24 protein-coding genes are annotated in these 21,458 nt (G+C 74.4%); 18 read left to right on the top strand and 6 right to left on the bottom strand.

Annotation, left to right across the window (positions count from 1 at the left end):
* Positions 1 to 39: 39 nt before the first annotated feature.
* The gene (locus ACN27D_RS11870) at positions 40 to 402 is read right to left on the bottom strand and encodes a hypothetical protein (protein ID WP_013288977.1); all 363 of its coding nucleotides are present in this window, start codon (positions 400 to 402) and stop codon (positions 40 to 42) included.
* A 14-nt stretch (positions 403 to 416) separates the two neighbouring features.
* Positions 417 to 731 (bottom strand): hypothetical protein, encoded by a 315-nt coding sequence (locus ACN27D_RS11865; protein ID WP_013288976.1) that lies wholly within the window; start codon positions 729 to 731, stop codon positions 417 to 419.
* A 358-nt stretch (positions 732 to 1,089) separates the two neighbouring features.
* Here ACN27D_RS11865 and folP point away from each other — a divergent pair, with 358 nt between their 5' ends.
* From folP to ACN27D_RS11830, 7 genes are all read left to right on the top strand, one after another.
* A complete protein-coding gene (gene folP / locus ACN27D_RS11860) occupies positions 1,090 to 2,058 on the top strand; it encodes a dihydropteroate synthase (protein WP_358173973.1) in 969 nt (322 codons plus the stop codon).
* Positions 2,055 to 2,414 carry a dihydroneopterin aldolase gene (gene folB, locus ACN27D_RS11855; protein ID WP_043327897.1) on the top strand — a complete coding sequence of 120 codons (360 nt, stop codon included), beginning with the start codon at positions 2,055 to 2,057 and terminating at the stop codon, positions 2,412 to 2,414. The genes folP and folB overlap by 4 nt, the downstream gene beginning before the upstream one ends.
* A complete protein-coding gene (gene folK / locus ACN27D_RS11850; RefSeq protein ID WP_358173976.1) occupies positions 2,411 to 2,938 on the top strand; it encodes a 2-amino-4-hydroxy-6-hydroxymethyldihydropteridine diphosphokinase in 528 nt (175 codons plus the stop codon). The genes folB and folK overlap by 4 nt, the downstream gene beginning before the upstream one ends.
* Positions 2,939 to 3,023: 85 nt before the next feature.
* Positions 3,024 to 3,512: a DUF3180 domain-containing protein gene (locus ACN27D_RS11845; RefSeq protein WP_120574102.1), complete on the top strand. Its 489-nt coding sequence runs from the start codon at positions 3,024 to 3,026 to the stop codon at positions 3,510 to 3,512.
* Positions 3,513 to 3,626: 114 nt separating this feature from the next.
* Positions 3,627 to 4,853 (top strand): ABC transporter permease, encoded by a 1,227-nt coding sequence (locus ACN27D_RS11840; RefSeq protein WP_358173979.1) that lies wholly within the window; start codon positions 3,627 to 3,629, stop codon positions 4,851 to 4,853.
* Positions 4,854 to 4,912: 59 nt separating this feature from the next.
* The gene (locus ACN27D_RS11835; RefSeq protein WP_120572796.1) at positions 4,913 to 5,215 is read left to right on the top strand and encodes a hypothetical protein; all 303 of its coding nucleotides are present in this window, start codon (positions 4,913 to 4,915) and stop codon (positions 5,213 to 5,215) included.
* Positions 5,216 to 5,298: 83 nt separating this feature from the next.
* On the top strand, positions 5,299 to 5,790 hold the full coding sequence (locus ACN27D_RS11830) for a hypothetical protein (RefSeq protein WP_091425714.1): 492 nt from the start codon (positions 5,299 to 5,301) through the stop codon (positions 5,788 to 5,790).
* A gap of 2 nt (positions 5,791 to 5,792) precedes the next feature.
* Here ACN27D_RS11830 and ACN27D_RS11825 read toward each other — a convergent pair whose 3' ends face one another.
* On the bottom strand, positions 5,793 to 6,785 hold the full coding sequence (locus tag ACN27D_RS11825; RefSeq protein WP_121684637.1) for an ABC transporter ATP-binding protein: 993 nt from the start codon (positions 6,783 to 6,785) through the stop codon (positions 5,793 to 5,795).
* A 2-nt stretch (positions 6,786 to 6,787) separates the two neighbouring features.
* On the opposite strand from ACN27D_RS11825, the gene ACN27D_RS11820 reads away from it, so the two are divergent.
* The 4 genes from ACN27D_RS11820 to ACN27D_RS11805 all read left to right on the top strand — a co-directional run bounded on the left by ACN27D_RS11820 (position 6,788) and on the right by ACN27D_RS11805 (position 11,455).
* Positions 6,788 to 7,477 carry an ABC transporter permease gene (locus ACN27D_RS11820; RefSeq protein WP_120572798.1) on the top strand — a complete coding sequence of 230 codons (690 nt, stop codon included), beginning with the start codon at positions 6,788 to 6,790 and terminating at the stop codon, positions 7,475 to 7,477.
* Complete coding sequence (locus tag ACN27D_RS11815) at positions 7,474 to 8,196, top strand: ABC transporter permease (protein ID WP_120572799.1); 723 nt, start codon at positions 7,474 to 7,476, stop codon at positions 8,194 to 8,196. The genes ACN27D_RS11820 and ACN27D_RS11815 overlap by 4 nt, the downstream gene beginning before the upstream one ends.
* 153 nt (positions 8,197 to 8,349) lie before the next feature.
* Positions 8,350 to 9,354, top strand: a complete 1,005-nt coding sequence (locus ACN27D_RS11810; RefSeq protein ID WP_421499115.1) for a glycine betaine ABC transporter substrate-binding protein — start codon at positions 8,350 to 8,352, stop codon at positions 9,352 to 9,354.
* A gap of 124 nt (positions 9,355 to 9,478) precedes the next feature.
* Positions 9,479 to 11,455, top strand: a complete 1,977-nt coding sequence (locus tag ACN27D_RS11805; RefSeq protein ID WP_421499114.1) for a hypothetical protein — start codon at positions 9,479 to 9,481, stop codon at positions 11,453 to 11,455.
* A 10-nt stretch (positions 11,456 to 11,465) separates the two neighbouring features.
* On the opposite strand, the gene ACN27D_RS11800 is transcribed toward ACN27D_RS11805, so the two are convergent.
* The gene (locus tag ACN27D_RS11800) at positions 11,466 to 12,635 is read right to left on the bottom strand and encodes an NADH-quinone oxidoreductase subunit D (RefSeq protein ID WP_205775963.1); all 1,170 of its coding nucleotides are present in this window, start codon (positions 12,633 to 12,635) and stop codon (positions 11,466 to 11,468) included.
* Positions 12,632 to 13,693: an SAM-dependent methyltransferase gene (locus ACN27D_RS11795; RefSeq protein ID WP_421501133.1), complete on the bottom strand. Its 1,062-nt coding sequence runs from the start codon at positions 13,691 to 13,693 to the stop codon at positions 12,632 to 12,634. The genes ACN27D_RS11800 and ACN27D_RS11795 overlap by 4 nt, the downstream gene beginning before the upstream one ends.
* Positions 13,694 to 13,886: 193 nt before the next feature.
* On the opposite strand from ACN27D_RS11795, the gene ACN27D_RS11790 reads away from it, so the two are divergent.
* The 7 genes from ACN27D_RS11790 to ACN27D_RS11760 all read left to right on the top strand — a co-directional run bounded on the left by ACN27D_RS11790 (position 13,887) and on the right by ACN27D_RS11760 (position 20,622).
* Positions 13,887 to 14,816 carry a Rossmann-like and DUF2520 domain-containing protein gene (locus tag ACN27D_RS11790; RefSeq protein WP_421499113.1) on the top strand — a complete coding sequence of 310 codons (930 nt, stop codon included), beginning with the start codon at positions 13,887 to 13,889 and terminating at the stop codon, positions 14,814 to 14,816.
* Complete coding sequence (gene panC, locus ACN27D_RS11785) at positions 14,816 to 15,658, top strand: pantoate--beta-alanine ligase (RefSeq protein WP_120572805.1); 843 nt, start codon at positions 14,816 to 14,818, stop codon at positions 15,656 to 15,658. The genes ACN27D_RS11790 and panC overlap by 1 nt, the downstream gene beginning before the upstream one ends.
* Before the next feature lie 30 nt (positions 15,659 to 15,688).
* Positions 15,689 to 16,117, top strand: a complete 429-nt coding sequence (gene panD, locus ACN27D_RS11780) for an aspartate 1-decarboxylase (protein ID WP_121683614.1) — start codon at positions 15,689 to 15,691, stop codon at positions 16,115 to 16,117.
* A 197-nt stretch (positions 16,118 to 16,314) separates the two neighbouring features.
* Positions 16,315 to 17,208 (top strand): septum formation family protein, encoded by an 894-nt coding sequence (locus tag ACN27D_RS11775; protein ID WP_421499112.1) that lies wholly within the window; start codon positions 16,315 to 16,317, stop codon positions 17,206 to 17,208.
* Positions 17,209 to 17,269: 61 nt separating this feature from the next.
* A complete protein-coding gene (locus ACN27D_RS11770; protein WP_421499111.1) occupies positions 17,270 to 18,961 on the top strand; it encodes an L-aspartate oxidase in 1,692 nt (563 codons plus the stop codon).
* Positions 18,958 to 19,854, top strand: a complete 897-nt coding sequence (gene nadC / locus ACN27D_RS11765) for a carboxylating nicotinate-nucleotide diphosphorylase (RefSeq protein WP_358174008.1) — start codon at positions 18,958 to 18,960, stop codon at positions 19,852 to 19,854. The genes ACN27D_RS11770 and nadC overlap by 4 nt, the downstream gene beginning before the upstream one ends.
* A 9-nt stretch (positions 19,855 to 19,863) precedes the next feature.
* Positions 19,864 to 20,622 (top strand): type III pantothenate kinase, encoded by a 759-nt coding sequence (locus tag ACN27D_RS11760; protein ID WP_013288955.1) that lies wholly within the window; start codon positions 19,864 to 19,866, stop codon positions 20,620 to 20,622.
* A 2-nt stretch (positions 20,623 to 20,624) separates the two neighbouring features.
* Here the strand turns inward: ACN27D_RS11760 and ACN27D_RS11755 are convergent, their stop codons facing one another.
* On the bottom strand, positions 20,625 to 21,371 hold the full coding sequence (locus ACN27D_RS11755; protein WP_421499110.1) for a class I SAM-dependent methyltransferase: 747 nt from the start codon (positions 21,369 to 21,371) through the stop codon (positions 20,625 to 20,627).
* Positions 21,372 to 21,458: the final 87 nt, after the last annotated feature.

The following is a 21,458-nucleotide window of genomic DNA, read 5'->3' as shown; positions in this document are numbered from 1 at the left end:
CACCCGCGTCGTTCGTCTGCACGGTTGTCGTACGCCCGGTCATGCCAGTTCCTCCCGGATCCTGATCCGGCTCGCGACGAGCCGCGGATCCCGCTGCTCGGTGGCCGGTTCCCGGGTGCGTCGCCAGTCGGTCAGCGCGGTCCGGATGACCATGCGCGCGGGCCGGTCCGGGTCGACGTACCGGAAGATGAACGAGGTCGTCACGATCGCCAGCGAGATCTCCCAGGCGGGGAACAGCTCGACCTGGAGCGTGAACAACCAGTGGATGAACATGTAGAGGGGTACGAGCAGCATGAACAGGCCGTACTGGGCGTACGGCAGGTGGACGGGAAGGGTGTACCCGGGCGGCCCCAGGTAGACGAGGCGTGCCCGGTAGATGTCGTCGTCGGTGCGCAGCCGCATCGTCGCCCAGCGCCCTACTCGAAGATCAGGTTGATCAGGTAGTCGCCGACGAAGAAGAGTGTTGCCGCTCCGGCGATGAAGGCCAGGCCGATGATGGCGATGGCCGAGCTGGTCAGCACCTTCGAGATCTCACCCCGGCTGGCCCGGCCGATGAAGATCACCCCGAGGACCGCGAGCAGGATCGGCGCGATCTTGCTGGCGAAGAAGGTGACGACGTTGTCGGTGTCGATGCCCTTCGGGGCCGGCTCGGCGAGTGGAGTCGACGCCAGGGTGTGGAGCGCGTGGTCCACGGCACTGGACGCCGTTGCCATGAGCTCGATGGCGATCACTGGAAACCTCCCCAAGGTCGCGGCCGGCGGCGCCGCGTTGGTGCAAGTAGGCAAGCCTGGCGGGATGGTGCTCGTCAGAGACAGCGCCGTCAACGCTGAGTCCGTCACCCACCACGCAGAGTGGTGAGTTTTGGGGGGATTCTTCCCGCTTCGGCCCTCCCTCCAGGCTTCGCCATCTCGATGCTGGGCAATTCCAAAGCGTACGGCCCGGCCACCTTTGCGACAAGCCGTGAAGAGTCGACCTCCGACGGCCCGGATGACCGATCGTACACCTGTTCCAATGCGCACGTCAGGGGTGCCGCGTCGGGCGCTCGCCCGGTGGCCGGAAGCCCTGCCGGCGAACGGTACTGTCGGGTCCGTGACCGATCTGGTACGGGCGGAGACCCCGGTGGTGATGGGCGTCCTCAACGTCACGCCCGACTCCTTCTCCGACGGCGGCAGATACGCCGATCTGGACGCGGCCGTCGCACACGGGGTGCGACTGCGCTCCGACGGCGCCGACCTGATCGACGTGGGTGGCGAGTCCACCCGGCCCGGCGCCGAGCGGGTCGACGCGGAGACGGAGACCGCCCGGGTGCTGCCGGTGGTCCGCGAGCTGAGCGGCGCCGGCATCCGGGTCAGCATCGACACCAGCCGCGCCCGGGTCGCCGAGGCAGTCCTCGCCGCCGGCGCGTACGTGGTCAACGACGTCTCCGGCGGCCTCGCCGACCCGGACATGGCCCGGGTGGTCCGCGACGCCGGCTGCCCCTGGGTGCTCATGCACTGGCGGGGGCACTCCCGGGGGATGCGCGAGCTGGCCACGTACACCGACGTGGTGGCCGAGGTCCGGGACGAGCTGAGCCGGCGCGTCGACGCCGCGCTCGCCGCCGGGGTGGCCGCCGACCGGATCATCGTCGACCCGGGTCTGGGCTTCGCGAAGACCGCCGCGCACAACTGGGCGCTGAGCGCCCGCCTGCCCGAGCTGGTCGACCTGGGCTTCCCGGTGCTGTTCGGGGCCAGCCGCAAGTCCTACCTCGGACGGCTTCTCGCCGACCCGGCCGGCGAACCCCGGCCCACCGCGGGCCGGGAGGCCGCGACCGTCGCGACGAGCGTGCTCGCCGTCGCGGCCGGCGCCTGGGGGGTACGCGTGCACGACGTCCGCGCCACCGCCGACGCGCTCGCCGTCTGGCGCGCCACCGGCAGCCCTCGGCTCGCCGACGCGACCGGCGCACGGCGTACGCGCACGTCGTCGGCGGAACCGGCCACCGGCAGGCGGCAGGCGGGAACGGCCACCGGCGGCACCCGGCCGGCGCAAGCGGCCACCGGCACGAGCGGAGGCGACCGATGACCGACCGGATCGAACTGACCGGCCTGCGTGCGCACGGCCGCCACGGGGTCTACGACTTCGAGCGCGCACAGGGGCAGGAGTTCGTGGTCGACGCGGTGCTCGAACTGGACCTGGGCCCGGCCGCGCGCTCGGACGAGGTGACCGACACCGTCCACTACGGCGAGCTGGCCGAACGCCTGGTCGCGGTGATCACCGGCGAGCCGGTGAACCTGATCGAGACGCTCGCCGACCGGCTGCTCGCGGTCTGCCTGGCCGAGCCGCTGGTGGCCGCCGCCACGGTGACCGTGCACAAGCCGGAGGCCCCGATCCCGCACGCCTTCCGCGACGTCGCGGTCACGATGCGGCGTACCCGATGACCCGGGCCGTGCTGTCGATCGGCAGCAACCTCGGCGACCGCCTCGGCCACCTGCGCGGCGCGGTGGCCGCGCTCGGCGACCGGGTGCTGGTGGTCTCCGGTGTCTACGAGACTCCACCGTGGGGGGACGCCGACCAGCCCGCGTACCTGAACGCGGCGGTGATGGTCGCGGACCCGGCGGCGGCGCCGGAGGGCTGGCTGGCCCGCGCCCGGGCCGCGGAGGCGGCCGCCGGGCGCGCCCGCGACCCGGGGCGGCGGTACGGGCCGCGCACGCTGGACGTGGACGTGATCGCGGTCTGGGACGACGCCGGTGAGCCGGTGCTCCGCGACGATCCCGAGCTGATCCTGCCGCACCCGCGGGCCCACCTGCGCGCCTTCGTGCTGCGCCCGTGGATCGACATCGAGCCGCACGGCCGGCTGCCCGGGCACGGCTGGCTGACCGACCTGCTCAACGCCGAGCCGCTGGCCGGGGACGCCCTGGAACTGAGCCCGCGACCCGATCTGACGCTAGAGTCGGACACATGACCCGGTGGATCGTGGCCCGGCAGTGGCGAGCTGAGGAGGTGCGGTGAGCACCGACCGCTCCCCGCAGGGGCCCGACCGCTTCCGGATGGGTCCGACCCGGGCCTCCACGCTGGTGGTGGCCGGCCTGGCCGCCGCCGCGGTGGCCTGGCTGCTGATCAGCGGCTTCTACTACGACTTCGCGCCCGACCTGCCCTGGCTGCCGGTGATCACGCTGGCCGGGCTGGCCGTGCTGGAGGGCTACGCGGCGGTGAACACCCGGGGCCGGATCGAGCGGCGGCCCGGCCGGGAACCGGTGAACCCGCTGCTGGTCGCCCGGTTCGTGGTGCTGGCCAAGGCGTCCGCGCTGGCCGGGGCCATCTTCGCCGGTTTCTACGCCGGGCTGACCGGCTGGCTCTTCGTGGAACGCACGAACGCGGCGGTGGGCGATCGCCCCGCCGCGCTCGGCGGCCTGATCGCCGCGCTGGCGCTGGTCGCGGCCGCGCTCTGGCTGGAACGCTCCTGCCGCGTCCCGGAGCAGGAGGACGACGAGGACCGCGAGCCGGGTGACCGGGAGACGCCCCGCGGGCGTCTCTGAGGGTTCCCCACGCCCCGGCCCGGCGGTACCGTCCCTGGCGACCGGAGAGCGACGGCCGCCACCGGTCCGCCCGCCCGTGGGCCGGACGCGGCCACCTGGGGGAGGCGCGAGCCAATGGCGTACGACGATGCGGGCCGGACAGCGCCGCCGGAGACGTCGTCCGGGGTGCCCGCTGCCGTACTGGAGCACGTCTTCGACGACCCGGCGCACGGCGAACCCGGCCGGGACCGGATCGCGGTGCACGTGCTCTGGGAGTTCGTGCTGCTCGCCGGCCTGGTCGCGATGGCCTGGCTGCTCTGGCGGGAGGACGCGGACGCGCTGCGCGGCGGCGCCCTGAAGACGCTGCTCGTCGACGTCGCGGCGCTCGGCCTGCTCACGCTCGCCGCCGGCCTGAGCCTGCGGGCCGGCGCGGTGAACCTGGCGATCGGCCCGGTCGCGCTGGCCGCCGCGCTGCACTTCGCCGAGCAGGGCGACCGGGGCATGCGGGAGGCGCTGCTGCCGGCGCTGGCGGTGGCGGCGGTGGCCGGGCTGGCGCTCGCCCTGGCCGTAGTGGTGCTGCACGTGCCCGGATGGGCGGCGAGCCTGGCCGGGGCGGCCGGCGTGATCGTCTACCTGGAACGGCGGACCGGCCCGGTGACGGTGCAGGGTGACTACGACCCCCGCCGCAGCGCGCTCTACTTCTTCGTCGGCTTCGCCGCCGTGGCCGTCCTCGGTGGCCTGTTCGCCGCGATGAAACCCGTACGCCGTCTCATCGGCCGGTTCCGTCCGGTCGCCGACCCGGCCCGGCGGCGCGGCGCGGTGGCCGCCACGGTGACCGCACTGGCGCTCGTCGGGTCCACGGTGCTGGCGATGCTCGGCGGCGTGCTGATCGCGGCGAACGGGGACGGTCAGGTCGCGCCCGGCACCGGACTGGACTGGACCGTGCTGGCGGTCGGCACGGTGATGCTCGCCGGCACGAGCGCGTACGGGCGCCGCGGCGGCATCTTCGGCACGCTGTTCGCGGTCTGCCTGGTGGTGGTGTTCCTCGCCTGGACCGTCCCGTACGGCTGGACGGTCAGCCGGTGGGCGCTCGGCGCCGCCGTGCTCGGCGTGGGCCTGCTCGTCACCCGGCTGGTCGAGACGTTCGGCCGGCCGCGCCCGGCGGCGACGGTCGGGACCGGCCCGGTCCGCCCGGCCCGGGACGGCGCGTTGAGCGGCGGCTGGACGATGACCCCGCCGCCCGAGCCGGCCGACACCTGGCCGTCGGTGCTGCCGGTACGCCAGCACGACACCCCGGTGGAGGCATGGGAGGCGCCGCGCTGGGACAACGAGCCCCGGCGCTGGGACGCCGACGACCGCTGACCGGAGGCCGCCGTGCGTCCGGCGCGCCCGGACTGATCTCTCCGGTTAGGCTCGGCGGCATGACCGAAACTCCCGCCCCCGGCGGCCGCACCTTCGACGAACTCGACAAGCTCTCCACCGAGGAGCTGCGCGAGCAGGCGTTCCACCTGGCGCGCGAGCGCCGCGACGTGGGGTTCTTCTGGTCGGTCCTGCGGCATCTGCCGAACGCGGACGAGGCCGCCGCGCTGGACGGCGCGCCGAACTCGGTCGGCCCGACCATCGACGAGGCGAACGCGCTCTGGCGTGAGCTGACCGGGCACGGCTACGAGGAGTCCGCGCCGCTGCTGCGCGCCGCCTTCATCGACTACCTGATGAAGCACTGAGGTCGATGACGGCACGCCGGCCGACGGCGGCCGACCGGTTACGCAGGTTTGCCCGGCGGGACCGGCCGGGAACTGACCGCCGCATGGCTCTGAGCAACCGCCCCCGCACCGTCTCCCGGTACGGCTCGGCCGCCGGCACCGGCACGCTCGCCGCGTTCCTGCTCGTCGCCGTCGGCGGCAGCCCGATGTACGTGGACTGGGCGCAGCGCGGCACCGACCCGACCGGGGCCGGTGGCTGGTTCCTGCGGCTGCTCGCCTGGCCGTCCTGGCGGTGGCACGCCGACGAGGGCGTGTTCGCCACCAACCTGCGGGCGATCCTGCTGATCGTGCTGGCCGCGGCGCTGCTGTACCTGCTGCCCGGCCCGCAGACCGACCGGGTCACGTCCTCGGGCAGCCAGTTCCTCTCCGGCTGGGGCGCGTACGCGCTCGCGGGCGGGCTCAGTGCCCTGCTCGCCACGCTCCTCGGGCCGCACGGCTCGCTGTTCGCCGCGTTCCAGGCGGCCAGCACCGGCGTCACGTACGGCTTCTTCGCGGGCTGGATCGTCGGACTGGCCAGCCTCGGCGGCCGGGCCTGAGCTCAGTCCACGGCGCCCAGCGTCAGCAGCCGGGTCCGGGCGAGCAGCCCCACCGCGCGGCCCTCCTCGGTGACCACCGCGTGCTCGGCGCCGGCGGTGAGCAGCGCGCCGAGCGCGTCGTACGCCGAGTCGCCGAGCGCCACAGTGGGCAGGCCGGTGCCGCCGTCGGCCGGGAGCGGGTCGAGCACCGCGCGGGTCACCGGGGTGACAGCGAGCCGCCGGATGCCCCGGTCGGCGCCGACGAACTCGCGGACGAAGTCCGAGGCGGGCGAGCCGAGCAGCGCTGCGGGTGTGTCGTACTGCTCCAGCCGGCCGCCCTCGGACAGCACCGCGATCCGGTCGCCCAGCCGGACCGCCTCGTCGAGGTCGTGGGTGACCAGCACGATCGTCTTGCGTACCTCGGCCTGCAAGCGCAGGAACTCCTCCTGCAGGCGGGTCCGGACGATCGGATCCACGGCCGAGAACGGCTCGTCCATCAGCAGCACCACTGGATCGGCGGCCAGCGCCCGGGCCACGCCCACCCGCTGCCGCTGCCCGCCGGACAGTTCGTGCGGGTACCGCCGGCCGAACTGCGCCGGGTCCAGACCGACGAGTTCCAGCAGCTCGCCGACCCGGTCCCGGGTCCGCTGCTTCGGCCAGCCCAGCAGCCCCGGCACGGTCGCCACGTTCGCGGCGACGGTCTGGTGCGGGAACAGGCCGACGTTCTGGATGACGTAGCCGATGCGGCGGCGCAACGCCACCGGGTCGACCCGGGTGACGTCGTCGTCGCCGAGCAGGATCCGCCCGTCGGTCGGCTCGATCAGCCGGTTGATCATCCGCAGCACCGTCGACTTGCCGCAGCCGGACGGGCCGATCAGCACCACCAGTTCGCCGGCCGCGACCTCCAGGCTCAGCTCGCGTACCGCCTCGGTGCCGTCCGGGTACCGCTTGCGGATGCGCTCCAGCGTGATCGACGCCGCGCCGCCTCCGGCGGTGCCTCCCGGGGTACCGTCCACGTGTGTCCCTCCACCTGAGCTACCGGGCCGACCCGGGTAATCCGTGGTTCTCCTGGCAGTACGTGCGGGACAACTCTGACACGATCCTCGCCGCGCTGCGGGAGCACACCTCGCTGACCGCCCGGGCCGTGGTGATCGCCGCGCTGGTGGCGTTGCCGCTCGCGGTGCTCGCGTACTGGTTCCGGTCGCTGTCGGCCCCCATCCTGGCGGTGACCGGGGTGCTCTACACCGTCCCGTCGCTGGCGCTGTTCGCGTTCCTGGCGCCGTACCTGGGGATCGGCGCGATCACCGTGCTCACCGTGGTGGCGCTGTACGCGTTGCTGGTCATCGTCCGCAACGCGCTGGCCGGGCTGACCCAGGTGCCACCGGAGGTGCGCGAGGCCGCCGAGGGCATGGGGTACGGCAGGTGGGGCCGGTTGTTCCGGATCGAGCTGCCGCTGGCGTTACCCGGCATCCTCACCGGCGTACGGCTGGCGACCGTGTCCACCGTCGCGCTCGTCACAGTCGGGGTGGTGGTCGGCCGGGGCGGGCTCGGCCAGCTCATCTTCGCGGGCTTCCAGAACAACTTCTACAAGGCGCAGATCATGACCGGCACGGTGCTGTGCGTGCTGCTGGCGCTGGTGCTCGACCTGGTGCTCGCGGGCGTGGGCCGCCTGCTCACCCCCTGGCTGCGCGGGAGGTCCGCCCGGTGAACCCCGTCGAGCAGGCAGTGGTCTGGCTGAACGACCCGCTGAACTGGACCAACCCCGGCGGGGTGCTGGACCGCCTCGGCGAACACCTGAGCATGTCCGCGCTGGCGGTGCTGCTGGGCTGCCTGGTGGCCTGGCCGATCGGGCTCTGGCTCGGGCACAGCGGCCGGGGCGGCGGGCTGGTCCTGCTGGTCTCCAACGTCACGCTGGCGATCCCGACGCTTGCGCTGCTGACCATCCTGCCGCTGACGTTCCTCGGTTTCGGCCGCCCGGCCGTGGTGGTGGCGCTCGCGGTCTTCGCGGTGCCGCCGCTGCTGGCCAACGCGTACACCGGGGTGCGGCAGGCCGACCCGGAGGCCCGGGACGCGGCCCGGGGGATGGGCCTGTCCGGCGGGCAGGTGCTGCGCCGGGTGGAGCTGCCGCTCGCGGTGCCCTACCTGGCGGCCGGCTTCCGTACCGCGGCGGTGCAGGTGGTGGCCACGGCCGCGCTCGCCTCCTTCGTCAACGGCGGTGGGCTGGGCCAGATCATCCGGGCCGGGTTCGGGCTCGACATCGCCGCCGGCGGCGGGCAGATCATCGCCGGCGGGGTGCTGGTGGCCGGGTTGGCCCTGCTCGTCGAGGGAGTGCTCGCGCTGGTGGAGCGGTTGGTCACGCCCCGACCGCTGCGCCGCGTACGCCGGCGGGCGAGCCGCCGCGCGACGGCGGCGACGGCCGGCGGCTGAGCCGTCGGTGACGATCAGGTGACGAAAACCGCTCCGAGTTTGTCGGTCGGGTCCGGAAGATATTGGCTGGAGTCGCGGGTGGCCGTCCGGATCGCCCGTCGGACACGCGGCCGGCCCGGCAGGGTCGCGCCGGGACACGGAAGGCGGGCACTGATGCGCGCGCGTACGACACTGGCCGCGGGGGCGCTCGGCGCACTCACCGCGGCTGTTCTCCTCACCGGCTGCGGCGACGCCGGCTCGTCCGGCACCGACGCGCCCGAGCAGGGCGCCTCGGGGGCGGGCTGTGCGCCGGTGGCGGGTGACCAGCTCGTCGTCCTGACCGACGACAAGAAGCTCCAGAACACCGACAACGTCATCCCCGCGATCAACGCGAAGGCGGCCACGCCGCAGCTCGTCGCCGCGCTGGACAAGGTGTCCACGAAGCTCGACACCCCGAAGCTGATCCAGCTCAACCGGGCGGTCGACGTCGACCGCAAGACGCCCCAGGTCGCGGCGCAGGAGTTCGCCTCCGCCAACGGCGTGACCGACGGGATCGAGAAGGGCCCGGGCGGCCAGATCACCGTCGGCGCCGGCAACTTCAGCGAGAGCCAGACCATCGCCGAGCTCTACAAGATCGCGCTCACCGCGGCCGGCTACCAGGTCAAGGTGCAGACCATCGGCAACCGGGAGCTCTACGAGCCGGCCCTGGAGAAGGGGCAGATCCAGGTCGTCCCGGAGTACGCCGCCACCATGGCGGAGTTCCTCAACACCAAGGCCAACGGCAAGGACGCCCAGCCCGTCTCCTCGCCGGAGCTGGACAAGACGGTCGCGGCGCTGAAGACCGAGGGCGACAAGGCGGGCCTGGCCTTCGGTCAGCCGTCCCAGGCGCAGGACCAGAACGCGTTCGCGGTCACCAAGGCGTTCGCCGACAAGTACGGCGTCTCCACGCTCTCCGAGCTGGCCGCCAAGTGCTCCGGGCAGGCCACCGTGCTGGCCGGGCCGCCGGAGTGCCCGCAGCGGCCCAAGTGCCAGGCCGGTCTGGTCGAGGTCTACGACTTCAAGGCCGGCTCGTTCAGCTCGCTGGACGCGGGCGGCCCGCAGACCAAGAACGCGCTGAAGACCGGCTCGGCGAGCGTCGGCCTGGTCTTCTCCTCCGACGCGGCGCTGGCCGCGAGCTGACGCACCACCGCCGGCCGGCGCCACGCGTGCCGGCCGGCGGCACGGCGGCCCTGTTCGACGGGCCGCCCATCGAGTGGCGCCGACCCGTTCCCCTCCGGTGGAACTCTCGGTAGTCTGCTCAGCCATGCCCGACTCGGTCGCGCCCGCCGACAAGAGCACGCCCACCCTGCTCACCGTCCTGTTCTGGGTCGGTGTGGGGCTGGCGCCCCTGGCCGCGCTCATCCTGCTGATCGCCGACCGCAACGGCTCCCTCCGGTTCGGCGCCGTCCTGGCGATCCTCGCCGTCGTGCTGATCGGTCTGTCCATCGCGCTGCGACCCGAGAGCGGTTCCGGGGGTGCGGCCGCCGAGGAGATGCGCGAGGAGTTGGCGCAGCTCCGGCGGGAGCTGCGGGCCGAGATCGTGGCGGCCGCCCAGCGCGGCAACCAGGCGCTCGACCAGGCACGCCGGGCCGAGGAGGTGGCCGGCGCGGTACGGCACCGGCTCGACGCGGCCGCCGCCGGACTGGCCTCCGCACCCACGTCCGCCTCCGCGTCGCCTCCCGCGCTGGCGCCGGAGCGCCCGAGCGGTGCGGCGAGGGTGCCGGTCACCGGCACGCCCGACGTCGGCCGGGCGCATCCGGCCGGCCGGGAGGACGACGAACCGGCCCGGTCGGCGTACTCCGGCGGCCGCTACGGAACCGACTACGACGCGGACCCGCCTCGGACCGGCCACCACGACGCCGACTCGCCTGCGGTTTCCCGCTACGACGCCGACTCGCCTGGGGGCGGCCGTTACGACGTCGAACCGCCCCGGACCGGCCGCTACGACGCCGAGCCGCCCCGGACCGGCCGTTATGACGCCGAGCCGCCGTCGCGTGCGGGCCACTACGAGACCGAGCACCCCCGGGCCGGCCGCTACGACTCCGAACCGGCGCGGGCCGGTCGGCACGACGCCGAGCCGGCGCGGGCCTCAGCGCGTCCCGACCAGCCGGCGAGCGGGGTGTACGGCGCGGCGCGGGTGTCCGACCCGGTCGTCCGGCCGGAGACCCGCCCGGTCGGCGTGGTCCACCACACCGAGACGGTGCACGTCACCACGCGGCACACGATCGTCGGCGGTGGTGAGCCGTCCGGCACCCGGTACGGCGGATTCCCCGGCGGCTGGCCGGACGAGGAACGGTCCCGGGGCACGGACCCGGCCGACCACTGGCGCGCGGGACAGCGCGACCCGGGCGACCGGTCAGGCCACCGCGCCGGGTCCGACGACGGTGGCCGCCGCGCCGGGCCGGACGACGGCGGCTGGGGCGGCGGGGCCGGCGACGACGGGCACTCGTGGACCGACCCCGGGCGTCCTGCTGCCGAGCATCCGTGGGCGGGTGTCGGCCGGGCCGCCGCCGCGGAACAGGGCAGGTCCGGGCGTACCGCCGGGGAACAGGGCTGGTCGGGGCGTACCTCCGGGGGCGGCTGGTCGGGCGACCAGGGCCGGACGGTGGCCGACGCGCAGCGACCCTGGTCCGGCGGTGGTGACGACCGGGCCGGGCGAGCGGCGAGCGCCTGGCCGACGGGCGCGGCAGACGTACCGGACGTCCCGGCCGGCCGGGCGGGCACCGACGGCGACCAGTGGTCCGAGATGCGTGCCGGCAACCGGTGGGCCGCGGTCCGCGACGACGGTGCGGGCCGGGAGATCCGGCTCGGGGAACGGCGGGCCGCCGTGCACGCCGACGGTGGCGGCACGGAGTACCGGGTCGAGGACCGGTGGGCGTCGGTACGCGGCGGCGGACCGGACGCGAGCGCGCCGGACGGACCGGACGCCCGATGGTCCGGGGAGAGCCACCCGGCGCTGCCGGCCGGCGGGGTGCCGGTGCCGGACGAGTGGCGGCCGCCGACGCAGCGCAGCGGCCAGCCGGAATGGCGCCAGCCACCCCCGGAGTGGCGCCAGCCCGAACCGGAATGGCGTCAGCCGGAACCGGAGTGGCGCCGGCCCGAGCCGGAACGGCGTCAGCCCGAACCGGAGCAGTGGCGTCGGCCCGAGCCGGAATGGCGGCCGGCGGAACCGGAGTGGCGCAGTCCGGAGCACGGTGGGCACGGCCGGCCGCACCGGGACGACGCCGACCGCTGGCACTGACCGCCGGCGATCACTTGTCGATGTCGCCCACCACGAAGAACATCGAGCCGAGGATGGCGATCAGGTCCGGCACCAGGCAGCCGGGCAGCAGCGACGACAGCGCCTGCACGTTCGCGTACGAGGCGGTGCGCAACTTCATCCGCCACGGCGTCTTCTCGCCCCGGGACACCAGGTAGTAGCCGTTGATGCCGAGCGGGTTCTCGGTCCAGGCGTACGTGTGCCCCTCGGGTGCCTTCAGCACCTTGGGCAGCCGCGTGTTCACCGGCCCGCTGATCCGGTCCACCCGGTCCAGGCACTGCTCGGCGAGGTCGAGTGAGACGTACACCTGGTCGAGCAGCACCTCGAAGCGGGCGTGGCAGTCACCGGCGGTCTTCGTCACCACTGGCACGTCGAGCTGGTCGTAGGCCAGGTACGGCTCGTCGCGGCGCAGGTCGAGGTCGAGCCCGGACGCCCGGGCGACCGGCCCGGACGCGCCGAACGCGGCGGCGTCGGCGGCGGACAGCACACCGACCCCGACGGTACGGGCCAGGAAGATCTCGTTGCGCCGGATCAGGTTGTCCAGGTCGGGCATGCGGCGGCGTACCTCGGCGATGGCGGCGCGGGCGCGCCCGGTCCAGCCCGCCGGCACCTCCTCCTTCAGGCCGCCGACCCGGTTGAACATGTAGTGGATCCGGCCGCCGGAGACCTCCTCCATCACCGCCTGGATGGTCTCCCGTTCCCGGAACGCGTAGAACATCGGCGTGATCGCGCCGATCTCCAGCGGGTACGAGCCGAGGAACATCAGGTGGTTGAGCACCCGGTTCAGCTCGGCCAGCGCCATCCGCAGCCAGGTGGCGCGTTCCGGCACCTCCATGCCCATCAGCCGTTCGACGGCCAGCACCACGCCCAGCTCGTTGGAGAACGCCGACAGCCAGTCGTGCCGGTTCGCCAGCACGATGATCTGCCGGTAGTCGCGTACCTCGAAGAGCTTCTCCGCGCCCCGGTGCATGTAGCCGACGATCGGCTCGGCGGCGACCACCCGCTCCCCGTCGAGCACCAGCTTCAGCCGCAGCACGCCGTGCGTCGAGGGGTGCTGCGGCCCGATGTTGAGCACCATGTCGGTGCCGAGCTGCTCACCGCCGGCGCCGGTGCCGACTGTCAGCTCGCGGAGGTCGGCGGCGTCCGTGGTCATGCCCGTCATCGTGCCACGACCGCGTCGAGCGCGACGCCGACCGGCTGGCGCAGCCACAGGTGCCCGCCGAGCCCGGCCGGGTCGGTCAGCTCGGCCGTCGCGGACGCCGTGGCCAGCGCCCGCAGGTAGCCGGCCGGGTCGCGGGAGGCCAGGCTCAGCGGCGGTCGCCCGCCGTCGGCCCCGAGCGCCCGCAGCGCCTCCCGCTGGGAGACCAGGGAGTACGCGCACCGCGCGACCCGCTCACCGGCGGAGGCGATCGAGTCCATGGCGACGTGCGCCGTCACGTCGCAGGACCCGTCCGGGACCGGCGGCACCTGCCGCCCACCCCGGTATCCGGTGAGTGTCCCGTCGAGGGGCCGCGACTCCCGCAGATGCCCGTAGTCCACCGCGAGCGCCAGCCCGCGCGCCACCTTCCCCACCGCCCCGGCCCAGGCCAGATCCCGTCCCGCCCCGATCTCCGCCCGCCCACCGCCCTGACTGACGTCGGTGATCAAGGAGTTCGTGTCCTGATCCGGGCCCTCCGCGGCCGCAAACTCCTTGATCACCGGGGCGGGAGCCGGGGCGGGAGCCGGGGGCCACCATTGGGTCAGCCAGGTGGTGTCGGTGGGGGAGGGGGGCGGGCCCACCGTCTCCTCGCCGGTTTTCGGGTCCACCAGGAGGACGCGCCAGCCTGCGGGGGTGTGGACCGCCACGTCGACGGGGACGTTGTCCAGCCATTCCGTGGCCAGGAGCAGGCCGGTGATGGCGTCGGGGATGTCGGGCCGCCAGTCGATCTCCGAGGGCAGGCCCGGCGGGCGGGTGGCTCGTTCCACGGCTACCGGCCTGATCCGGGCGGCCAGCTCGGGTGCGGCCTGGGCCAGCAGTGCCCGGAGCAGTTCGCCCCCGCCCGCGCCCACGTCGACCACGTCCAGCCGGGCCGGGTGCCCCAGCGCCGCGTCCACCATCTCGAGCTGCCGCACCAGGCAGGCGGCGAAGCCGGGTGAGGCGTGCACGCTCGTGCGGAAGTGCGCGGCGGGCCCGGCGCCGGAGACGAAGAAGCCGTCCGGCCCGTACAGCGCCCGCTCCATCGCGTCGCGCCAGCGCAGCGGGGAGGTCACCGTGCCGACCCTACGGGACGTACCCGAACGGGCGGTTTGCCCGCCACCGGAGCGGCCGCTTCGGGCGGTCGGTGAAGGTTTTCACACCTTCTTGTTTCGGGTCTGTCACCCGGGCGCATACTTGCCATCGACCGGTACCCCCTTCGAGGACTGGATCGCTGCCATGAGCGCACCGCTGCGCCCCCGGGCCACCGCTGCCCCGCTCGTCTTTCCGCGTACCCTCACCGTCGGCGTCCTCGGCGCCGGCCGGGTCGGCGCCGTGCTGGGCGCGGCCCTCGCCGCCGCCGGTCACCGGGTGGTCGCCGCGTCCGGCGCTTCGGGCGCGACAGGGGCCCGGCTGGCGCTGCTGCTGCCGCAGACCCCGCACCGCGCCGCGTCCGAGGTGGCGCGTGCCGCCACCGACCTGCTGATCGTCGCCGTTCCGGACGACGCGCTGGCGGGCGTGGTCGCGGACCTGGCCGCGAGCGGCGCGCTGCGCCCCGGCCAGGTGGTGGCGCACACGTCCGGCGCGCACGGGCTCGCCGCGCTGGCCCCGGCCGTCGAGGCGGGCGCCCGGCCGCTCGCGCTGCATCCGGCGATGACCTTCACCGGTACGCCGGACGACCTGTCCCGGCTGCCGGGCATCTCCTACGGGGTGACCGCCCCGGCCGAGCTGCGCCCGTTCGCGGCCCGGCTGGTGGCCGACCTGGGCGGCGTACCGGAGTGGGTCGGTGAGCACGAACGCCCGCTCTACCACGCGGCGCTCGCACACGGCGCGAACCACCTGGTGACGCTCGTCAACGAGGCCGCCGACCGGCTGCGCGACGCCGGGGTGGAGCGGCCGGAGAAGGTGCTCGCCCCGCTGCTGCGGGCCGCGCTGGAGAACGCGCTGCGGCTGGGCGACGACGCGCTGACCGGCCCGGTGTCGCGGGGCGACGCGGGCACCGTACGCCGGCATCTGGACCGGCTGGCGCGGACCGCGCCGGAATCCGTACCCGCGTATCTGGCGTTGGCACGACGGACGGCGGACCGCGCCGTCGCGGTCGGCCGCCTCCGCCCGGCGGACGCGGCCGCGCTGCGGAACGTGCTCGACGGAATCGAGGTGGCGGCCTGATGGCCGAGGTGCTGCACACGCGCAAGGAACTGGCGGCGGCCCGTGAGGCGATGGCCGGCCCGGTCGGTGTGGTGATGACCATGGGCGCGCTGCACGCCGGGCACGAGGCGCTGCTGCGGGCCGCCCGCGAGCGCGCCGGCCACGTGATCGTCACGATCTTCGTGAACCCGCTGCAGTTCGGCCCGAACGAGGACTTCGACCGCTACCCGCGCACGCTCGACACGGACCTGGAGATCTGCCGCCGGGCCGGGGTGGACGTGGTGTTCGCGCCCTCGGTGACCGAGATGTACCCGGAGGGCCGGCCCACCGTGCGGCTCGACCCGGGTCCGCTCGGCGAGGACCTGGAGGGCCTGAGCCGTCCCGGCTTCTTCCACGGCGTGCTCACCGTGGTCATGAAGCTGCTCCAGCTCACCCGCCCCGACCTGGCGTTCTTCGGCGAGAAGGACTACCAGCAGCTCACCCTGGTCCGCCGGATGGTCCGCGACCTCGACGTGCCGGCCGAGATCGTCGGCGTGCCGACCGTACGGGAACCGGACGGGCTGGCCATGTCCAGCCGCAACCGGTACCTGTCGGCGGAGGAGCGGCAGACCGCGCTGAGCCTGTCCGCCGCGTTGCGGGCCGGTGCGGCGGCGGCCGAGCGGGGCGAGGACGCGGGTGCGGTGCTGGCCGCCGCACACCGGGCCTTCGACGCGCCGGACGCCCGCCTGGACTACCTGGTGCTCACCGACACCGAGCTGGAACCCGGCCCGGTCAGCGGTCCGGCCCGGCTGCTGATCGCGGCCTGGGTCGGCGCCACCCGCCTGATCGACAACACGGCGATCCACCTCGCGCCGCGTCCCTGAACCCCACCACGAATGCGGAAAGGCACCCCGATGTTCCGGACCATGCTCAAGTCGAAGATCCACCGCGCCACCGTGACCCAGGCCGACCTGCACTACGTCGGCTCGGTCACCGTGGACGAGGATCTGCTCGACGCGGCGGACCTGCTACCCGGCGAGCAGGTCGCGATCGTGGACATCACCAACGGCGCCCGGCTGGAGACGTACGTGATCCCGGGCCGGCGGGGCAGCGGTGTGATCGGCATCAACGGCGCCGCCGCGCACCTGGTGCACCCCGGTGACCTGGTCATCCTGATCTCGTACGGGCAGATGGACGACGCCGAGGCCCGCACGTACCGCCCTCGCGTGGTGCACGTCGACGCCGACAACAAGGTCGTCGACCTCTCGACGGACCCGACGACGGCAGCTCCCGGCACCGCCGGAACCCCCATCCCCAACCCTCTCGCCGCCGCCGCGCGCTGACCCCCTTCGCCGCCGCGCGCCGTTGATCTTGCAGTTGGGGCCCCTCCGTCACCCCTTCTGGGCGTTTTGCCGGGGCGGCTAGTGCAAGATCGACGGGGCGGACGGGCGGGAAACGCGGTCTGTCACCGGAAGGTCATTTTCGGCTACCCTGGGCGGACCGTCGGGGATCGACGGTCGTCGGCTGGGGGGAGGCCGCGATGCGCCGTGCGATGAGCTTCCTGGTCGCCGCGATGGTCGCGAGCGCCGCCCTGACCGGCTGCGCGGGCGCCGGCGGACTGGACGCCGACCTCACCGACGACTGGGCCCCGATGGCCGCACCCGGACCGTTCACCCCGGCCGCGGGGGTCTGCCAGGTCGCCGACTTCACAGCGAGCGTCGGCCTGGCCGCGTACGCGCCGGTCGGCTGCGAGCTGCCGCACCGGGTGGAGACCGTGCACGTCGGTGCGTTCACCGCCGACCGGCCCGACCCGCCGCCGCTCACCTCACCCGAGCTGCGTACCGCGTTCGCCGACTGCGACAAACGGGCCGCCGGTTACGTGGGTGACGACTGGCGCGCCGGGCGGCTGCGGCTGGCGGTGGCGCTGCCGACAGCCCTCGGCTGGACGGCCGGCTCGCGCTGGTACCGGTGCGACCTGACCGAGCTGAACACCGTCGAGGCGGCGGCGACCGTGGTCACCCGTACCGGCAGCCTGCGCGACGCGCTCAAGACGCCCTCCCCGCTGCGGCTGGGCTGCCAGCGCACCGGGCGGGACGCGGGCCGGGTGCAGCGGCTCACCCCGGTCGACTGCACCGTCGCGCACGACGCCGAGTTCGTCGGCGTGTGGGCGGCGCCGGACCGCCCGTACCCGAAGAAGCCGGAGGACTGGGTGCCGCTCTACGACGGCTGCTTCGGCGTGATCGCCCGGTACGCCGGGGTGCCCGCCGACGCGTTCCTGCGCTACCGCAGCGACGTGGTGGTCCGGCCGCCGGCGGCCGGTCGCTGGGCGGTCGGGGACCGCGGTGTGCGCTGCTACCTGTGGCTCAGCGACCGTACGGTGACCACCTCCCTGAAGGGCGCCGGACCGGCCGCACTCCCGCGCCGGACGAGGTAGCCGAGCGCACTCGTCACGCCCCCGGCGCCCGAGCCGAGTTCGCTTCGGGTTGACTGTGCTCATGGACGTACCCACCGTCGACCTGCCGGCGCTGCCTCGGCTGCTCGCCGCGCCCGCCCCCGGCTGGGTGGAGACGACAGACGTGATCGTGGTCGGTTCCGGCGTGGCCGGGCTGACCGCCGCGCTGCACCTGCGCGAGGCCGGGCTGCACGTCACGGTGGTCACCAAGGTCGACATGGACGAGGGCTCGACCCGCTGGGCGCAGGGCGGGATCGCCGCCGTACTGGATCCGGCGGACACCCCGGACGCGCACGCGTACGACACGGAGGTGGCCGGGGTCGGCCTCTGCGACCCGGCGGCGGTCCGCGCGCTCGTGGCCGAGGGCCCGACCCGGCTGCGTGAGCTGATGCGGATCGGGGCGGAGTTCGACCGCAACCCGGACGGCTCGCTGATGCTGACCCGGGAGGGCGGCCACCGGGCCGACCGGATCGTGCACGCCGGCGGCGACGCCACCGGCGCGGAGGTGCAGCGGGCGCTGCACGACGCGGTCCGCCGCGACCCGTGGATCCGGCTGGTGGAGCACGCCCTCGTGCTGGACCTGCTGCGCGCACCCGGCGACGGGCCGGGCGGGCTCGGCCCGGCCTGCGGCATCACGCTGCACGTACTCGGCGAGGGCAGCGAGGACGGCGTCGGCGCGATCCTCGGCCGCGCCGTGGTGCTGGCCACCGGCGGGATGGGGCAGATCTTCGCCGCCACCACCAACCCGGCGGTCTCCACCGGGGACGGGGTGGCGCTGGCGTTGCGCGCGGGCGCGGCGGTCACCGACGTGGAGTTCGTCCAGTTCCACCCGACCGCGCTGATCGTGCCGGCGGGCGGGCCGGGCGCGGGGCTGGCCCAGCAGCCGCTGGTCTCCGAGGCGCTGCGCGGCGAGGGCGCCCACCTGGTCGACGGCGACGGCAAGCGCTTCATGGTCGGCCAGCACGAGCTGGCCGAGCTGGCTCCCCGGGACGTGGTCGCCAAGGGCATCCACCGGGTGCTGCTCGCGTCCGGCGCCGACCACGTGTTCCTGGACGCCCGGCACCTCGGCGGCGACTTCCTGGCCCGGCGGTTCCCCACCATCGTGGCGTCCTGCCTGGCCATCGGCGTGGACCCGGCGACCGACCTGATCCCGGTCGCGCCGGCCGCGCACTACGCCTCCGGGGGCGTCCGGACCGACCTGCGCGGCCGCACCTCCATCCCCGGCCTGTACGCCTGCGGCGAGGTCGCCTGCACCGGCGTGCACGGCGCCAACCGGCTCGCCAGCAACTCGCTGCTGGAAGGGCTGGTCTTCTCCCGCCGGATCGCCGAGGACATCGCCGCCGGGCTGCCCGAGCAGGCCCGCCCGGCGGAGACCGGCGCCTGGGTGGGCGGGCCGGGCGCGCTGGTGCCGGCGGCCGGCACGGCGGAGCTACAACGGGCGATGACCCGGGGCGCGGGCGTGCTCCGGTCGGCGCGGACGCTGGAAGCCACCGCCACCACGCTCACGGAGCTGGGCGCGGGCCGGGGCGTGCCGCGTACCGCCGACTGGGAGGCGACGAACCTGCTCACGGTGGCGTCGACGCTGGTCGCGGCCGCGTACGCGCGCCAGGAGACGCGGGGCTGCCACTGGCGGGAGGACTTCCCGACCGCCGACGAGCGGTGGCTGGGTCACCTGGTGGCCGAGGTGGGCACGGACGGCCGGGTGGCCGAGCGCTGGGAGGAGATCAACCGATGAGGGAGTCGACGGAGCGGGCGCTGCGGGACGGCGGCCTGGACCCGGAGCGGGTCCGGCACGTCATCGTCGACACGCTGCACGAGGACCTCGGACCCGAATTCCTCGACGTGACGAGCGTGGCCACCATCCCGGACGAGCAGCACGACACGGCCGATCTGGTGGCGCGCGCCGACGGCGTGGTGGCCGGGCTGCCCGTCGCCGCCGCCGTGTTCGAGCTGGTCGGCGAGGTGACCGGCGCGGGCCGTACGGTCGAGGTCTCGCTTGTGGCGCACGACGGGCAGCGGGTGGCGCGCGGTGACGTGCTGGCCACCGTGACCGGGCCGACCCGGCTGCTGCTGACCGCCGAGCGGACGGCGCTGAACCTGCTGTCCCGCATGTCCGGGGTGGCGACGCACACCCGGGCCTGGGCCGACGCGCTGGCCGGCACGAAGGCGATGGTGTTGGACACCCGCAAGACCACGCCGGGCCTGCGGGCGCTGGAGAAGTACGCGGTCCGGGCCGGTGGCGGCACCAACAAGCGGATGGGCCTGTACGACGTCGCCATGATCAAGGACAACCACAAGGTCGCGGCGGGCGGGATCGCTGCCGCCTTCCGCCGGGTGCGGGAGGCGTTCCCCGACGTCGCGGTGCAGGTCGAGGTGGACACGCCGGCCGAGGCGGTGGAGGCGGTCGAGGCGGGCGCCCGGTTCCTGCTGCTGGACAACATGACCCCGGCGCAGCTGCGCGAGGTGGTGGCGTCGGTGGGCGACCGGGCGGAGCTGGAGGCCACCGGCGGGCTGACGCTGCCGATGGCGGCCGAGTACGGCGCGACGGGCGTCGACTTCCTCTCCGTCGGCGCGCTCACCCACTCCTCGCCGATCCTGGACATCGCCCTCGACCTGCGTGACGTCTAGGCTGCCGCTGTGCTGCTCTGCATCGACATCGGAAACACGAACACCGTGCTGGCGACCTTCGACGGCGACAAGCTGGTGCATTCGTGGCGGATCAAGACCGACGCCCGTTCCACGGCGGACGAGCTGGGCCTGATGTTCCGCGGACTGCTCGCCGGGGACGCCGTGGAGATCACCGGCGTGGCCGCCTGTTCGACCGTGCCGGCCGCGCTGCGCTCGCTGCGCACCATGCTCGACCGGTACTACGCCGACCTGCCCAGCGTGATCGTCGAGCCGGGTGTCCGGACCGGCGTGCAGCTCGCCATCGACAACCCGAAGGAGGTGGGCGCGGACCGGGTGGTCAACACGCTGGCCGCGTACACGCTCTACGGCGGGCCGTCGATCGTCGTGGACTTCGGCACCACCACCAACTTCGACCTGGTCAGCAGCCGGGGGGAGTTCCTCGGCGGGGCGTTCGCCCCCGGCATCGAGATCTCCTTCGACGCGCTGGCCGCCCGCGCCGCCCAGCTGCGCAAGGTGGAGGCGACCCGCCCGCGTTCGGTGATCGGCAAGAACACCGTCGAGTGCCTCCAGGCCGGGCTCTACTTCGGCTTCGCCGGCCAGGTGGACCGGATCGTCGAGCGGATGTCCGAGGAACTGGGCGGCGTGAAGGCGGTCATCGCCACCGGCGGCCTGGCGTCGCTGGTGCTCGGCGAGTGCCACACCATCACCCACCACGAGCCGATGATCACGCTGATCGGCCTGCGGATGGTCTACGACCGCAACGTCTGAGGTCAGCGGCGGCGGGCCCGCAGCACGAACGTCCGGTAGGGCAGCTCGACCGTCTCCCGGCCGGTCAGGTCCGGGTGGGAGGCGAACAGCTCCGCCAGCTCCGCGTCGACCCGCCGCCGCTCGTCCGCGTCGGCCGTCAGCCAGTACGAGCGGGTGTGCAGCATGCCCACCACCTCGTCCGGCGTGAGTGTGGTGGCGTGCGGGAACTCGCCGACCTCGACGTCGGTGAAGGCGGGGCCGAAGTCCGCGTACCGCTGCGTCACGTCGCCCGCGTTGTCGCCGAGGTGGGCGATCCGGCTCAGCTCCGCGACCCAGCCGACCCGCTCGTCGCGGATGTTCCAGACCGGCGCGAACGTGCCGCCCGGGCGCAGCACGCGGGCCACCTCGGCGTGCGCCGGCTCCCGGTCGAACCAGTGGTAGGCCTGCCCGACCAGCACCGCGTCCGCCGAGCCGTCCGGCAGCGGCACCGCCTCGGCGCTGCCGGCGAGCGCCGTCGTACCGGGCGTGGCGGCGGCCAGTTGCGCCCGCATCCCCGGATCCGGTTCCACGGGTACGACCTGAGCCACCGGCCCGGTCAGCGCCCGGAGCCCGCGGGTGAGGATGCCGGTGCCCGCGCCGAGATCGACCACCCGGGCGTCGTGCAGCCCGTCCAGCGCCCAGCGCAGCGCCGCCTCCGGATAGCGGGGACGGAACCGGTCGTAGTCGGCCGCGGCCGCGCCGAACGAGAGCGCCGCAGTGGGGTCGGTCATGGCGGGCAGGTTATCCCGTAACGGCCGCCACGGCGCTTGAGTACGCTCATGTGCTGACCCCGCCGATGTTCCCAAGGCTTGAGGAAG

The sequence above is a fragment of the Micromonospora sp. WMMD1274 genome (assembly GCF_049179035.1).
GTDB classification, from domain to species: Bacteria; Actinomycetota; Actinomycetes; order Mycobacteriales; family Micromonosporaceae; genus Micromonospora; species Micromonospora tulbaghiae.
This window is presented reverse-complemented; position numbering and strand designations above follow the sequence as displayed.